The 13,966-nt window shown below is 62.7% G+C and carries 13 protein-coding genes; 9 read left to right on the forward strand and 4 right to left on the reverse strand.

Annotation, left to right across the window (positions count from 1 at the left end):
* Positions 1–428: 428 nt before the first annotated feature.
* On the reverse strand, positions 429–1,922 hold the full coding sequence (locus IFT75_RS15995) for a CoA-acylating methylmalonate-semialdehyde dehydrogenase (RefSeq protein ID WP_122480266.1): 1,494 nt from the start codon (positions 1,920–1,922) through the stop codon (positions 429–431).
* A gap of 24 nt (positions 1,923–1,946) precedes the next feature.
* On the reverse strand, positions 1,947–3,293 hold the full coding sequence (locus IFT75_RS16000; RefSeq protein WP_192055655.1) for an aspartate aminotransferase family protein: 1,347 nt from the start codon (positions 3,291–3,293) through the stop codon (positions 1,947–1,949).
* A gap of 121 nt (positions 3,294–3,414) precedes the next feature.
* Here IFT75_RS16000 and IFT75_RS16005 point away from each other — a divergent pair, with 121 nt between their 5' ends.
* The 4 genes from IFT75_RS16005 (at position 3,415) to IFT75_RS16020 (ending at position 6,448) form a co-directional block, all read left to right on the forward strand.
* Complete coding sequence (locus IFT75_RS16005) at positions 3,415–4,332, forward strand: LysR family transcriptional regulator (protein ID WP_122480268.1); 918 nt, start codon at positions 3,415–3,417, stop codon at positions 4,330–4,332.
* A gap of 97 nt (positions 4,333–4,429) precedes the next feature.
* Positions 4,430–5,092, forward strand: coding sequence for a TetR/AcrR family transcriptional regulator (locus tag IFT75_RS16010; RefSeq protein WP_122714705.1), 663 nt, complete (start codon positions 4,430–4,432; stop codon positions 5,090–5,092).
* Positions 5,093–5,117: 25 nt separating this feature from the next.
* Positions 5,118–5,708: an IMPACT family protein gene (locus IFT75_RS16015; protein ID WP_192055657.1), complete on the forward strand. Its 591-nt coding sequence runs from the start codon at positions 5,118–5,120 to the stop codon at positions 5,706–5,708.
* Positions 5,709–5,764: 56 nt separating this feature from the next.
* A complete protein-coding gene (locus tag IFT75_RS16020; RefSeq protein WP_122480271.1) occupies positions 5,765–6,448 on the forward strand; it encodes an SDR family oxidoreductase in 684 nt (227 codons plus the stop codon).
* 90 nt (positions 6,449–6,538) lie between these two features.
* Here the strand turns inward: IFT75_RS16020 and IFT75_RS16025 are convergent, their stop codons facing one another.
* Positions 6,539–7,630: a calcium:proton antiporter gene (locus IFT75_RS16025; RefSeq protein ID WP_192055659.1), complete on the reverse strand. Its 1,092-nt coding sequence runs from the start codon at positions 7,628–7,630 to the stop codon at positions 6,539–6,541.
* A gap of 94 nt (positions 7,631–7,724) precedes the next feature.
* A complete protein-coding gene (locus IFT75_RS16030) occupies positions 7,725–8,642 on the reverse strand; it encodes a LysR substrate-binding domain-containing protein (protein ID WP_192055661.1) in 918 nt (305 codons plus the stop codon).
* Positions 8,643–8,744: 102 nt separating this feature from the next.
* Here IFT75_RS16030 and IFT75_RS16035 point away from each other — a divergent pair, with 102 nt between their 5' ends.
* The 5 genes from IFT75_RS16035 (at position 8,745) to fecE (ending at position 13,940) form a co-directional block, all read left to right on the forward strand.
* Positions 8,745–10,118, forward strand: a complete 1,374-nt coding sequence (locus tag IFT75_RS16035) for an L-serine ammonia-lyase (protein WP_192055662.1) — start codon at positions 8,745–8,747, stop codon at positions 10,116–10,118.
* Positions 10,119–10,292: 174 nt separating this feature from the next.
* Positions 10,293–11,189: a Fe(3+) dicitrate ABC transporter substrate-binding protein gene (locus tag IFT75_RS16040; RefSeq protein ID WP_244652775.1), complete on the forward strand. Its 897-nt coding sequence runs from the start codon at positions 10,293–10,295 to the stop codon at positions 11,187–11,189.
* Complete coding sequence (gene fecC / locus IFT75_RS16045) at positions 11,190–12,179, forward strand: iron-dicitrate ABC transporter permease FecC (RefSeq protein ID WP_192055665.1); 990 nt, start codon at positions 11,190–11,192, stop codon at positions 12,177–12,179.
* Positions 12,176–13,144 carry an iron chelate uptake ABC transporter family permease subunit gene (locus IFT75_RS16050; protein WP_192055667.1) on the forward strand — a complete coding sequence of 323 codons (969 nt, stop codon included), beginning with the start codon at positions 12,176–12,178 and terminating at the stop codon, positions 13,142–13,144. Before fecC ends, IFT75_RS16050 begins: the two co-directional genes overlap by 4 nt.
* Before the next feature lie 4 nt (positions 13,145–13,148).
* A complete protein-coding gene (gene fecE, locus IFT75_RS16055; protein ID WP_192055669.1) occupies positions 13,149–13,940 on the forward strand; it encodes a Fe(3+) dicitrate ABC transporter ATP-binding protein FecE in 792 nt (263 codons plus the stop codon).
* Positions 13,941–13,966: the final 26 nt, after the last annotated feature.

Consider the following 13,966-nt stretch of genomic DNA (forward strand, 5'->3'; position numbering starts at 1 on the left):
ACCCACACGAATTGCTTGATTCAATTGTTAAAGAGCGGTGGGTTGATTCTTTCGTCTCAACCGAGGCGCGCATTTTACGCTAGCCTCACATTCTGTCAAGCGTTTATTTCGAAGTATTTGGCCAGAAACCTGAACAACTTCAAACACTTGACTCGCTTCGATCGCTCGTCAGCGGGAGGCGAATTCTACAGCGTTTCAAACCGCTGTCAACTGCCTTTTTCACCGCTTCCGACCTTGACGATCGAAACCCTTCCGAACCTTCTGAAACGGCCAACTCATTGATTAACAAGGAGTTTATCGTTTCGGCTGCGCCGGAAGTGGGGCGAATTATAGACACATTGAGAGGGGCGTCAACAGGTAATTTCAAAAAACTGTCATATATCCCTAAAAGCAAAGGGCGGGCCTGGCGGCCCGCCCTTTCTCGACGCTTAAAGGCTAGGGAAGGCGAACTGCGACGCTTCGTGGCTGGCACGTTGTGGCCACCGCTGGGTAATGGCCTTGCGTCGCGTGTAGAAGCGTACGCCATCCGGGCCATAGGCATGCAGGTCGCCGAACAGGGAGCGCTTCCAGCCGCCGAAGCTGTGATAGGCGACCGGCACCGGCAGCGGTACGTTGACGCCGACCATGCCGACTTCGATCTCGTCGCAGAACAGGCGTGCCGCTTCACCGTCGCGGGTGAAGATGCAAGTGCCGTTGCCGTATTCATGGTCGTTGATCAACTGCATGGCCTGCTCGAGGCTTTCGACACGGACGATGCACAACACCGGGCCGAAGATTTCTTCTTTATAGATACGCATCTGCGGAGTGACGTGGTCGAACAGGCACCCGCCGAGGAAGAAGCCTTCTTCGTTGCCCGATACACTCAGACCGCGACCGTCCACGACCAGCTTGGCGCCGGCCTGCTCACCGTCGTCGACATAGCCTGAGACCTTGTCACGGGCCTGGGCGGTCACCAGTGGGCCCATGTCCAGACCACAAGACGTGCCGGCGCCGATCTTCAGCGACTTGATCTGCGGAGTCAGCTTGGCCACGAGGGCGTCGGCGACCTGGTCGCCGACGCACACGGCTACCGAAATGGCCATGCAGCGCTCACCGCAGGAACCGTAGGCTGCGCCCATCAAGGCGCTGACCGCGTTGTCGAGATCAGCGTCGGGCATCAACACCGCGTGGTTTTTCGCGCCACCCAGGGCCTGAACGCGTTTACCGCGACGGGTGCCTTCGCTGTAGATGTACTCGGCGATCGGCGTGGAGCCAACGAAACTCAGTGCCTTGACCTCCGGCGCTTCGATGAGCGCGTCCACCGCGACCTTGTCACCGTGCACGACATTGAGTACGCCAGCCGGGAGGCCCGCCTCCAACAGCAGTTGCGCTATATAGAGTGTAGAGCTGGGATCACGCTCGGACGGCTTGAGGATGAAGCAGTTGCCGCAGACGATGGCCAAGGGGTACATCCACAGCGGGACCATGGCCGGAAAGTTGAACGGCGTGATACCGGCAACGATACCCAGTGGCTGGAAATCGGACCAGGCATCGATATTGGGACCGACGTTGCGGCTGTACTCACCCTTGAGCACCTCAGGTGCTGCGCAGGCGAACTCGACGTTTTCGATGCCGCGCTTGAGTTCACCTGCAGCGTCTTCCAGCGTTTTGCCATGCTCTTCACTGATCATCTGGGCGATCTTGGCTTCGTTCTGCTCGAGCAGTTGCTTGAAACGGAACATCACCTGGGCACGCTTGGCCGCTGGAGTCTTGCGCCAGGCTGGAAACGCGGCCTTGGCGGCGTCGATGGCCAGTTGCACGGTCTCGCGGCTGGCCAGCTGGAGTTTGCGGATGGCCTGGCCGGTCGACGGGTTGAAGACATCGGCCGTACGGTCGCCGCTGGAAACCAGATCGCCGTTGATCAAGTGTTGGATAGTGCTCATGCAATGGGCTCCTTGGAAAAAAGGTCAGTCGATCTGGTTGAGGGCTTCGCCAACAGCATCGAACAGGCGATCGAGGTCTTGCGGCTGGGCGTTGAAGGTTGGGCCGAACTGCAGGGTGTCGCCGCCGAAACGCACGTAGAATCCGGCTTTCCATAGCTTCATGGACACCTCATAGGGGCGCACGATGGCATCGCCATCGCGTGGCGCCAGCTGGATCGCGCCGGCAAGGCCATAGTTGCGAATGTCGACGATGTTCTTCGCGCCCTTGACGCCGTGCAGCACGTTTTCGAAATGCGGTGCCAGCTCGGCGACGTTCTGCACCAGGTTTTCGCGCTGCAGCAGCTCCAGCGCGGCAAGGCCGGCGGCGCAGGCCACCGGGTGCGCCGAGTAGGTATAGCCGTGGGGGAATTCCACGGCGTACTCGGGCGTCGCCTGGTTCATGAAGGTCTGGTAGATCTCGGTGCTGGCGATGACGGCGCCCATCGGAATGGCGCCGTTGGTGATCTGCTTGGCGATGCACATCAGGTCCGGGGTCACGCCGAAGGTGTCGGCACCGAACATGGCGCCGGTGCGCCCGAAGCCGGTGATGACCTCGTCGAAGATCAGCAGGATATTGTGCTGGTCGCAGATTTCACGAAGGCGCTTGAGGTAGCCCTTGGGCGGTGGCAGCACGCCTGCCGAACCCGCCATGGGCTCGACGATCAGGGCGGCGATGTTGGAAGCGTCGTGCAGCTCGATGACCTTGAGCATTTCATCGGCCAAGGCAATGCCACCCTCCTCCGGCGATCCCTTGGAATAGGTATTGCCCGGCAGCAGGGTATGGGGGATGTGGTCGACATCCATCATCTGGCCGAACATCTTGCGGTTGCCGTTGACGCCGCCCAGGCTGGTGCCGGCAACGTTGACACCGTGGTAGCCACGGGCCCGGCCAATCATCTTGGTCTTGGTGGCCTGGCCTTTCAGGCGCCAATAGGCACGGACCATTTTCACGGCGGTGTCGCAGCACTCGGAGCCGGAGTTGGTATAGAAGACGTGATTGAGATTGCCGGGAGTCAGGTCGGTGATTTTTTCCGCCAGCTGGAAGGACAGCGGATGGCCGTACTGGAACGCGGGCGAGTAGTCGAGCACACCGAGCTGACGCGATACCGCTTCCTGGATTTCCTTGCGCGTATGGCCCGCACCGCAGGTCCACAGACCGGAGAGGCTGTCGTAGATCTGCCGGCCCTTGTCGTCGGTCAGCCAGCTGCCTTGGGCCGCGACGATGATCCGCGGGTCACGCTGGAAGCTGCGGTTGGCGGTGTACGGCATCCAGTGAGCATCCAGCTTGAGCTGGCTGGTGATGCCGACAGGGGCGTTCTCGGGCATGTTCATGTGCACAGACCTCATTGAGCGATTGAAGACGCGATGACAAGCGTGTTGCCTCTACGGTGTCACGACGATAAAGTCTGGAAAACCCAACTTTTTCGATCTTCAGTCAGGCAGCTACTAAACTATGAGCCGTCGCCCCGATCCGCTCGCGCAGGTCAGTGATTTCGATATTCGCCTGCTGCGCATCTTTCGCAGCGTGGTGGAGTGCGGCGGCTTTTCTGCGGCGGAAAACGTCCTGGGCATCGGTCGTTCGGCGATCAGCCAGCAGATGAGCGACCTCGAGCAGCGTTTGGGCCTGCGCCTGTGTCAGCGTGGCCGCGCAGGGTTTTCCCTGACCGAAGAAGGCCGCGAGGTCTATCAATCGGCGCTGCAGTTGCTGGCGGCGCTGGAAAGCTTCCGCACCGGCGTCAACGGCCTGCACCAGCACCTGCGTGGCGAGTTGAACATTGGCCTGACCGATAACCTGGTGACGCTGCCGCACATGCGCATCACCCATGCGCTGGCGCAACTCAAGGACCGTGGGCCCGATGTGCGCATCCAGATCCGGATGATCGCGCCCAGCCAGGTCGAGCAGGGCGTGCTCGATGGCAGCTTGCATGTTGGCGTGGTGCCGCAGTCGAGCCCGCTGTCGGGGCTGGAGTACCAGCCGCTGTACAGTGAGCGTTCGTTGTTGTACTGCGCGGTCGGCCACCCGCTGTTCTACGCCAGTGACGAGGCGCTCGATGGCGACCGCCTCAACGCACAGGAAGCCATCGCGCCGACATTTCGTCTGCCAGCCGATATCCAGGCGCGTTACCAGGTGCTCAAGTGCACAGCCAGCGCCTCGGATCGCGAGGGCATGGCGTTTCTGATTCTGACGGGACGCTACATCGGCTACCTGCCCGACCATTACGCCACTTTCTGGGTACAACAGGGGCGTCTGCGGGCGTTGAAACCGAGCGAGCGGTTCTATGACCTGACGTTGTCCTGGGTGACGCGCAAGGGCAGAAGGCCCCATCTGGTGCTGGAAAGCTTTCTGGAAAGCCTGGCGCAGACGCGCTGAAGGATCGTCGTGGTTTATCCATCAAGGCTTGTCGGATCAGGGCGGGTACGCTATCAACGCATCTGCAGTATTCAAACGATCGGTTCGGAAATCGCCCATGAGTCTTGAAGTCCCCGCGCACAGCGCCTCGGCCAGTGGCAAACCTGCCAGCCGCATCCGCCAGAAGAATGAAGAAGCGATTCTAAAAGCGGCCGAAGACGAGTTCGCCCGGCACGGTTTCAAGGGCACCAGCATGAACACCATTGCGTTGAATGCAGGCTTGCCCAAGGCCAACCTGCACTATTACTTCACCAACAAACTCGGCCTGTACATTGCGGTGCTGAGCAACATCATCGAGCTGTGGGACAGCACCTTCAATACGTTGCGCGCCGAGGATGATCCGGCGCAGGCGCTGACCCGCTACATCCGTGCCAAGATGGAGTTCTCGCGCCGCCAGCCACTGGCGTCACGGATCTTCGCGATGGAGATCATCAGCGGCGGCGAGTGCCTGAGCGAGTACTTCAGCCAGGACTACCGCAGCTGGTTCGCGGGGCGTGCCGCGGTGTTCCAGGCCTGGATCGACGCCGGCAAGATGGACCCCGTCGACCCCGTGCACCTGATCTTTCTGCTGTGGGGCAGTACCCAGCATTACGCCGACTTCGCCACGCAGATCTGCCGGGTGACCGGACAGGCGCGCCTGACGCGGCAAGACTTCGAACACGCCAGTGACAACCTGATCCGCATCATTCTGAAAGGATGCGGCTTGACCCCTGCAGTGTGACCACTGCAACAGCCAAGAGATAAGCATGCCTTCTACCCTGCTGGGACCCTGCGAGTACCGCGAGGAGATTCGCAAGAGTCGATTCATCACCCTCGCCGCGCCGATAGCCAGCGTGCAGGACGCCCAGGCCTTCATCGAACAGACCAGTGACCTGGCCGCGACCCATAACTGCTGGGCGTGGAAACTGGGCGATCAGTACCGCAGCAACGACGATGGCGAGCCAGGCGGTACCGCAGGCCGACCGATCCTGGCGGCGATCGAGGCACAGGATTGCGATCAGGTGGTGGTGCTGGTGATTCGCTGGTACGGCGGCATTCAGTTGGGTACAGGAGGGTTGGCCCGTGCCTATGGCGGAGGGGCGAACAAATGCCTGCAGCAGGCGCCCAAGCGCCTGTTGATCGCGCGGGTGGCGGTGAGCTGTTCCTGCACATTCAGTGAGCTGGCCCTGGTCAAGCTTCGGGTGGCCGAGGTTCAGGGGTTGGTGACTGCAGAAGATTTCACCAGCAATGGGGTCGATCTGCAGCTGGCAGTGGCCAGTGAGGCCATCGCTACCCTGGCGCAGCAGCTTGCCGACCTTTCCAGGGGACGGATCGTGCTGCAAGCCATCGCGTCTTGAGCGCGTCGTTGCTGACAGCGAGTGCTAGTCTGTTTCCTTTGTTCAGGAGAGTGGCAATGACAACTGCAAAGAAAGCGTTGGTGATTGGTGCATCCCGTGGCCTGGGTCTGGGGCTGGTGGAACGCTTGAGCGAAGATGGCTGGGAGGTGACGGCCACGGTTCGCGATCTGGACAAGGTGCCGCCGGCGCTGACGGCCACCGGCGCGAAGGTGGAGGCGCTGGAGATGACTCGCCTGGAGTCCATGGACGCCCTGAGCCTGCGGCTGCAGCAGCAGACCTTCGACCTGCTGTTCATCAATGCCGGGGTGTCCGGGCCGGCGGGCTACAACACCGACCAGGCCAGCGATGCAGACATCGGTGAACTGTTCGTCATCAATGCCGTGGCGCCGATCCGTCTGGCCCAGCGACTGGCGGGCAATGTCGCCGATGGCGGTGCGATCGCCTTCATGAGTTCGGTGCTGGGCAGTGTGGCGATGCCTGAAGGGTCGCCCATGGCCTTGTACAAAGCGAGCAAGGCGGCCTTGAATTCGATGACCAATACCTTCGTGACCGAGTTGGCGCGGCCGCAGTTGACGGTGCTGTCGATGCATCCGGGCTGGGTGAAGACCGACATGGGCGGCGACGGTGCCAGTCTGGACGTTGCCACCAGTACCCGTGGATTGGTGGATGTGATCACCGCGCAGCTGGGCAAGGGTGGGTTGCAGTTTCTCGATTACAAGGGCGAGAAGATCGACTGGTGAGGTCCGAGGGAAGCGGTGGTGTCAGCGGGGGCCTCTTCGCGGGCACTGCCCGCTCCTACAGGATGCGGGCGTTGCCAGTTAGACGGTGGTTTACAGGCCCAGGATCGATAGCATGATGAAGGTCGCGAACAACACGAAGTGAGTCATGCCTTCGATGGCGTTGGTTTCGCCGTCGTTGAGGTTGATCGCGCAGACCAGCAGGGTGATGAAGATCATCACTGTCTGCACCGGTGTCATTGCCATCTGGAACGGCTGGCCGCTGTACAGGGCCAGGCCTTCCATGACCGGTACGGTAAGGATCACCGTTGACAGCGAGGCACCCAGGGCAATGTTGACCACCGACTGCATGCGGTTGGCCAATGCTGCACGCAGTGCCGTCAGGATTTCCGGCGCAGCGGAAATGGCTGCCACCAGAATGGCCGTCATCACCGGTGGTGCGCCGGTGCCCTCGAGACCCAGGTCGATGGTCTTGGACATGACTTCGGCCAGGGCGCCGATGACGACGATACCGAACACCAGGGTACCCACCGACCAACCCAGATGAACCGGCTTCTCGGGTTCGGTGGTCACGCCCTTGCGCTTCTTCTTTTCCGGGTAGTTGTAGCTGAAGAAGTAGCTGTGCGGGCCGACCTGCATGCGCAGGAACAACGCGTAGAGCACCAGCATGGCGCCGATGGTGAAGCCCGAATAGACCTTCCAGTTGCCCTCGGGGATGAACTCGGGGACCACCATGGACACGCCCATGGCGGTGAGGATCATGACGCTGTAGCTACGCGCCGAATCGTCGTTGTAGGACTGCTCGCCGTGCTTGAGGCCACCCATCAGTGCGGCGAGGCCGAGGATGCCGTTGATGTCGAGCATCACCGCCGAATAGATGGTGTCGCGCACCAAAGTCGGTGACGGCTCGTTGCTCATCATGATGCCCAGTACCACCACTTCGACCAGTACCGCCGAGAGGGTGAGGATCATGGTGCCGTAGGGGTCGCCGAATTTTTCGGCAAGCAATTCGGCATGTCCCGCCACGCGCACCGAGGCGAAGATGATCGCCACGACCAGGGCGATGCCTGCGCCCAGAGCCACGCCTTGGCCGTGGCTGAGCAGGTAGTGCTCGGCCGGAAAGGCGACGCATGCGGCGATCACCGCCAGAAGTAGAAATTTTTCCTGCTTGAGTAACGCGATCATGGCCTGCCTTCGCTGATTGCTGCGACCTGTGCCGCGGTAAGTAACTGGATGTAACAAGAATCAGCGGATCAGAGTGTGCGATCACGGCAAAGGTTCAGGGCCGGCCCTGTGCCTGGGCCACCAGCCAGTCATGGATGGCGCGTCGGGTGGGGGTATTGAGGGCGCCTTCGCGGTACGCCAGCACGTATTTCTTGCGGGCCTGGATGGGCCATCCGAACGGCACGATCAGCGAGCCTTGTTCCAGCTCGTCGGTGATCAGCGCGCGACGGGCGATGGCAACACCCATGCCCATGCGCGCCGCATCGATGGTCAGGTGATTGCGATTGAAAGTGTGGCCGCGGCGCACATCGATGCCTTCGGCGCCTATCGCCGAGAGGTAGAACTCCCACTCTGCATATTCATAGCTGCCGCGCCAGGCGGTTATGTCGTGCAGCAATGGGAAGTGCACCAGCTGGCCAGGGCTGTCCAAGGGCGGACGACCCTCAAGCAGAGTGGGCGAGCACACCGGGAACAGTTCCTCTTCCAGCAACGGTGTAGTGACCAGGCCTGGGTAGCTGCCATCGTTGAGGTCGATGGCCAGGTCGAAATCGTCGTCACGCAGTGAGCCGCTGCTGTCCTCGGCGATCACCCGCAGCTGGAGCTCGGGAAAAGCCCGCTCGAGGCTGGGCAACCGTGGCATCAGCCACTTGCTCAAAAAGGAAGGGATGCTGCGCAGCTTGAACACCCCGCCGATGGTGCCGGAATGCAACAGCCGCAGTTCTTCGTCGATGCGGCTGTGCACTTCGTTGGCGACCACCGCAAGGCGCTGGCCCTGCGCAGTCAATTGCAGGCCGCGACCCACCCGATGGAACAGCGCAAAGCCCAGGCGATCTTCCAATTGCTTCATCTGCTGGCTGATGGCACCGGGGGTCACATGCAATTCATCGGCGCAGCGGGTGAAGGACAGATGCCGTGCGGCGCAGGCAAACACCTGCAGCCAGGCGTGCATTTGGGCATTGAGGATCTTGCTCATCGGTGAGCCCCGCTAAACAGTGACTTAGTAAGTATCGTTTGTCTGAAATGTCTGTCAGGCCAAAGATAAGGCACGAGTGTATAGAGAGAGAATGAGGCAGACATGGCTATCAGCGTATTCGACATGTTCAAGATCGGCATCGGCCCCTCCAGTTCGCATACGGTGGGCCCGATGCGCGCCGCTGCCCTGTTTGCCAAAAATCTCACCGAACAAGGCATGGCACCGCTGGTGGAGCGGATCGAAGCCCGCTTGTATGGCTCGCTGTCCGCCACCGGCATAGGCCATGGCAGTGACCGCGCGACCCTGATGGGCTTGATGGGCGAATGGCCCGATCGGGTCGACCCGGACACCGTCGGGCCTCGGGTCGACGAAGTGATCCAGCGGCAATGCCTGCAGCTGGGCGATCACATGATTCATTTCGACTGGCAGCGCGACATGCTTCTGCTCGATGAGAGCCTGCCCTACCACCCCAATGGCATGACCTTGGTGGCGCACCTGCAGAACGGCGAGGTGCATGAGCAGACCTACTATTCGGTCGGTGGCGGTTTCGTGGTCGATGCCGAGCAGGCTGCCAGCGGTGTGCTGGACAACGACACCACCGTCCTGCCCTACGACTTTTCCTCGGCGGCGCAGTTGCTGAGCCTGTGCAAGCGCACCGGCCTGAGCATTGCGGCACTGATGATGGAAAACGAAAAGGCCTGGCGTTCCGAAGCGCAGATCCGCGAACAGTTGGCGGTGATCTGGCAAGCGATGCAGGCCTGCGTGGATAAAGGTCTGACCGGGCAAGGCATTCTGCCAGGCGGGCTGAACGTGCGCCGCCGGGCCTATCGTCTGCACCAGAATCTGCAAGAGATCGGCAAGCCCAACGTCATTGGCTCCACCCTCAGTGCCATGGAATGGGTCAACGTCTTTGCTCTGGCGGTGAACGAGGAGAATGCCGCCGGCGGGCGCATGGTGACCGCCCCCACCAACGGCGCGGCCGGGATCATTCCGGCGGTGTTGCACTACTACATGAAGTTCTGCCCGGAAGCGTCGGCCGACGACGTGGTCCGGTTCTTCCTGGCAGCTGCGGCGGTAGGCATCCTGTGCAAGAAGAACGCGTCGATTTCCGGCGCCGAGGTGGGCTGCCAGGGTGAAGTGGGTTCGGCTTGCGCCATGGCGGCTGCCGGCTTGGCCGAGGTGCTGGGTGCCACGCCCGAACAGGTCGAGAACGCAGCGGAAATCGGCCTGGAGCACAACTTGGGGCTGACCTGCGATCCGGTCGGAGGGCTGGTCCAGGTGCCGTGCATCGAGCGCAATGCGATTGCCGCGGTCAAGGCGATCAATGCCGCGCAAATGGCGCTGCGCGGTGATGGCGAGCACTTCATCTCGCTGGATCACGCCATCCGGACCATGCGTGACACTGGCGCCGACATGCACGACAAGTACAAGGAAACCTCGCGCGGCGGGTTGGCGGTCAACCTGGTGGAGTGCTGAGTCGCACCCACCGTTTCGAAGGTAAGCCCGAAAGCGCGAAACACTCGTAAAAGAGAATGTTTTTTGATCACAACAGCTTGATATGGAATAGTACCCGCCGTTTTTGCGCGCCTGCCCAGCGCGCAGGTTCCACAGCGAAGGTATTTGTCCATGCGCAGTTCCCGCCTCACCTCGATGATCGTCGCCAGTGCCCTGGCCTTGTGCACACGACTGGTCGTCGCAGCGCCCATCGATATCAACGATGGCCAACACACCGTCCATCTGCCCCAGGCGCCGCAACGTGTGGTGGTGCTGGAATTCTCCTTTCTCGATAGCCTGGCGGCAGTCGGCGTCACCCCGGTTGGCGCCGCCGACGATGGCGATGCCAATCGCGTATTGCCCAGAGTACGTCAGGCCATTGGTCAGTGGAGCTCGGTGGGCCTGCGCGCCCAGCCCAGCATCGAACAGATCGCGCGGCTCAAGCCTGACCTGATCATTGCCGATCTCAATCGCCATCAGGCGCTCTACGCCGACCTGGCAAGCCTGGCGCCGACCTTGCTGCTGCCTTCGCGCGGGGAAGACTATGAAGGCAGCTTGAAGTCCGCCGAGTTGATTGGCCGGGCGTTGGGCAAGAGCGAAGCGATGCAGGCGCGGATCGCGCAGAACCGTCGCAGCCTCGCCGACATCGCCGGGCAGGTGCCCGCCGGTACCAAGGTGCTGTTCGGTGTGGCGCGGGAAGACAGCTTCTCCGTACATGGACCGCACTCCTATGCGGGCAGCGTATTGGCGGCAATCGGTTTGCAGGTTCCGCCGGTACGCAGCAACGCGGCACCGACCGAGTTCGTCAGCCTGGAACAACTGCTGGCGCTGGACCCTGCGTGGCTGCTCGTCGGGCACTACCGGCATCCGAGCCTGGTCGACAGCTGGAGCCAGCAGCCGCTGTGGCAAGTGCTGGGCGCAGTGCGCAATCATCAGGTTGCAGAGGTCGACGGTGACACCTGGGCCCGCAACCGCGGGGTGATGGCGTCCGAGCAGATTGCCGAAGACGCCCTGGCCATTCTCAAGGGCGGCAAAGCCGCCATGACGCCCTGAATGAGGCGTTGGTGGGCGATGGCGCTGGGCACGGTGGTCGTCGCCGGGCTGTTCTGGATGTCGCTGTACGCCTGGTCGCCGTTCACGATCAGCCAGGCGGATGCCTTCAACGGGCTGTTCAGCCAGGGCCGTGAGGGCGGCAACATGGCCTATATCGTCGCCCAGCTGCGGGTGCCACGGGCACTTTGCGCGGCGTTGGTCGGTGCCTGCCTGGGACTGGCCGGTGCATTGATGCAGGGCATTACCCGCAACCGCTTGGCGTCGCCGTCCCTGTTCGGGGTCACGGCAGGCGCCGCGCTGGGCCTGGCGTTGTTCTCCACGGGCCTGGTGGCCCTGCCGTTCGCAGGCGGCGCGTTGCTGATGACGTGTGTGGGGGGTGCCCTGGCCTGGGTGATCGTTTTCAGCCTGGGTGGCGCCTGGTCCCCAGCGGCGGCGCAAGGCCGACTGGTGCTGGCCGGAGTGACCGTGGCGGCACTGTGTGCGGCGTTGACGCGGCTGACCGTGATACTGGTCGAGGCGCAGGCACAGAGCGTGCTCAACTGGCTGGCCGGATCGCTGGCCAACGTCGGTGCTGCGCAACTGCAACTGTTGTGGCCCTGCACTCTGATCGGTGCCCTGTGGGCACTCTTCTGCGCGCCACGCCTGAACCTGGTGAATCTGGGCGAGGAGGCGGCTCGCTCGCTGGGCGTCGGTATCGCCAGCCTGCGCCTGCAGGTGTTTTTCGCCAGTCTGCTGCTGGTGGGTGCCAGTGTCTGCGCGGTCGGTCCGATCGGCTTCGTGGGCCTGATCGCGCCGAACATCGCCCGGCAATACCTGGGCAACGACTATCGCTGGCTGATTCCGGCGAGCGCCTTGCTGGGTGCGGCGATCGTGCTGGCGGCCGACCTTGTGAGCCGCGCCGTGGCCTTCCCGGCGGAAACGCCGGCTGGGGTGGTGACCGCGCTGATCGGTGCACCGTTCTTCCTCTACCTAGCCAGGCGTACGCAATGACCCGGCCCTACCCTCGCCTGCTGATCCTGCTGGCGCTGTTGCTCGCTGCCTTGTGGCTGAGCCTGAGCGCAGGCACCTCCTGGCTGGCGCCAAGTGCAGTGTTCGAGCGTTTGCTGGCGCATGACCCGCTGGACTTCGAAGTGTGGAATCATCGCTTGCCGCGCGGATTGATCGCGATCCTGACCGGCAGCGCCCTGGGCCTGGCCGGCGCCCTGGTGCAGGGGGTGATTCGCAACCCGCTGGCTTCCCCGGAGATTCTGGGGGTGACCCAGGGCGCGGGGCTGGCCCTGACCATCGCCATCATCGCGGTGCCGCAATTGCCCTTCACCTGGCTCCCGCTGGTGGCCGGCGTGGGCGGCGCCGGTGGCGCACTGCTGCTGGCGCTGTACAACAGCGGTGTGAGTTTTTCCGGCGTGCGCTTTGCGTTGTCCGGGGTGGCGATCGCCGTGACCCTGTCGAGCATCACCGAGTTTCTGATTCTGTCGCACCCGCTGGACATCAACACGGCGTTGCTGGCCTTGACGGGCAGCTTGTGGAGCCGCAGTTGGCATCATCTGGCGCTGGCCCTGCCGTTCGTGGTGCTGATGCCATTGGCGCTGGGCCTGGCGAAACCGCTGAACCTGATCGGCCTGGGCGACGAAGCGGCCCACAGCCTGGGTACCGCACTCAAGCGCACACGCTGGCTGGCGATGGGCGCAGCGGTGCTGTTGAGCAGCCTGGGGGTGGGCATCATCGGCCCGGTTGGCTTTCTTGGCTTGGTCGCGCCGCACATGGCGCGCCGCCTGGTGGGCGGGCATCATCAGCACCTGCTGCCGGCCTCGATGTTGATCGGTGCTCTGTTGCTGGTGCTGGCCGACACGCTGGGACGCACACTGATCGCGCCCAGCGAGATCCCGGCGGGCGTTCTGACCGCGGTCATCGGCGCACCTTACTTTCTCTGGCTGCTGGCACGCTTCAAGGGCTGACATCATGAGCATCATCAAGGCCGACGGCGTCGATATCGGCTACGGCGCCACGCCTATCGTACGCAATCTCTCGTTCACCCCGCCTGGCGGGCAAGTCACCGCGCTGATCGGGCCCAATGGCTGTGGCAAATCGACGCTGCTCAAGGCCCTGGCACGCATCATCACGCCGCAATGCGGGACGGTGAGCCTGGATGGCCAACCCTACGCGCAGCTGTCGTCGCGCGCGTTGGCGCAGCATGTGGCGTTCCTGCCGCAGGTATTGCCCATTCCCGAAGGGGTCAGCGTTGCCCAGCTGGTGGCCTATGGGCGCAGCCCGCACAACAGCTTCTGGGGGCGCCTGAGCGGCGCGGACCGCAACGCCGTGGAGCAGGCCCTGAAGCGCATGGGCCTGGAATCACTGGCCGACACCGCGCTGGCGGACCTCTCCGGCGGCCAGCGGCAAAGGGCCTGGCTGGCCATGGTGCTGGCGCAGGATACGCCGGTGGTGTTGCTCGACGAGCCCACGACCTACCTGGATATCAGCCATCAGGTCGAGCTGCTCGACCTGATGCGCCAGCTTGCCGCCGAAGGCAAGACCGTGGTTACGGTGTTGCACGATATCAACCAGGCCTGCCGCTACGCCGATCATCTGGCGGTCATGCATCAAGGTCGGCTGGTGGCCGATGGTCCGCCTGGGCAGGTCGTCGATGCCCAATTGATGCAGCAGGTATTCGAGGTGCAGGTGCAGATCGTCCGTGAGCCGGTGGCGGGCACGCCGATGTGCGTGGTGGAAAAAAGCACGCGCGCCTCGACGTGAATGGCCTGGCCTCCGACCGGGGCCGA

The sequence above is a fragment of the Pseudomonas sp. CFBP 8758 genome (assembly GCF_014841725.1).
GTDB classification, from domain to species: domain Bacteria; phylum Pseudomonadota; class Gammaproteobacteria; order Pseudomonadales; family Pseudomonadaceae; genus Aquipseudomonas; species Aquipseudomonas baltica.

Excerpts from the sequence above, each read along its gene's own strand:
- IFT75_RS15995 (WP_122480266.1), bottom strand. The coding sequence starts at position 1,922 with ATGAGCACTATCCAACACTTGATCAACGGCGATCTGGTTTCCAGCGGC.
- IFT75_RS16000 (WP_192055655.1), bottom strand. The coding sequence starts at position 3,293 with ATGAACATGCCCGAGAACGCCCCTGTCGGCATCACCAGCCAGCTCAAG.
- IFT75_RS16005 (WP_122480268.1), top strand. The coding sequence starts at position 3,415 with ATGAGCCGTCGCCCCGATCCGCTCGCGCAGGTCAGTGATTTCGATATT.
- IFT75_RS16010 (WP_122714705.1), top strand. The coding sequence starts at position 4,430 with ATGAGTCTTGAAGTCCCCGCGCACAGCGCCTCGGCCAGTGGCAAACCT.
- IFT75_RS16015 (WP_192055657.1), top strand. The coding sequence starts at position 5,118 with ATGCCTTCTACCCTGCTGGGACCCTGCGAGTACCGCGAGGAGATTCGC.
- IFT75_RS16020 (WP_122480271.1), top strand. The coding sequence starts at position 5,765 with ATGACAACTGCAAAGAAAGCGTTGGTGATTGGTGCATCCCGTGGCCTG.
- IFT75_RS16025 (WP_192055659.1), bottom strand. The coding sequence starts at position 7,630 with ATGATCGCGTTACTCAAGCAGGAAAAATTTCTACTTCTGGCGGTGATC.
- IFT75_RS16030 (WP_192055661.1), bottom strand. The coding sequence starts at position 8,642 with ATGAGCAAGATCCTCAATGCCCAAATGCACGCCTGGCTGCAGGTGTTT.
- IFT75_RS16035 (WP_192055662.1), top strand. The coding sequence starts at position 8,745 with ATGGCTATCAGCGTATTCGACATGTTCAAGATCGGCATCGGCCCCTCC.
- IFT75_RS16040 (WP_244652775.1), top strand. The coding sequence starts at position 10,293 with ATGATCGTCGCCAGTGCCCTGGCCTTGTGCACACGACTGGTCGTCGCA.
- fecC (WP_192055665.1), top strand. The coding sequence starts at position 11,190 with ATGAGGCGTTGGTGGGCGATGGCGCTGGGCACGGTGGTCGTCGCCGGG.
- IFT75_RS16050 (WP_192055667.1), top strand. The coding sequence starts at position 12,176 with ATGACCCGGCCCTACCCTCGCCTGCTGATCCTGCTGGCGCTGTTGCTC.
- fecE (WP_192055669.1), top strand. The coding sequence starts at position 13,149 with ATGAGCATCATCAAGGCCGACGGCGTCGATATCGGCTACGGCGCCACG.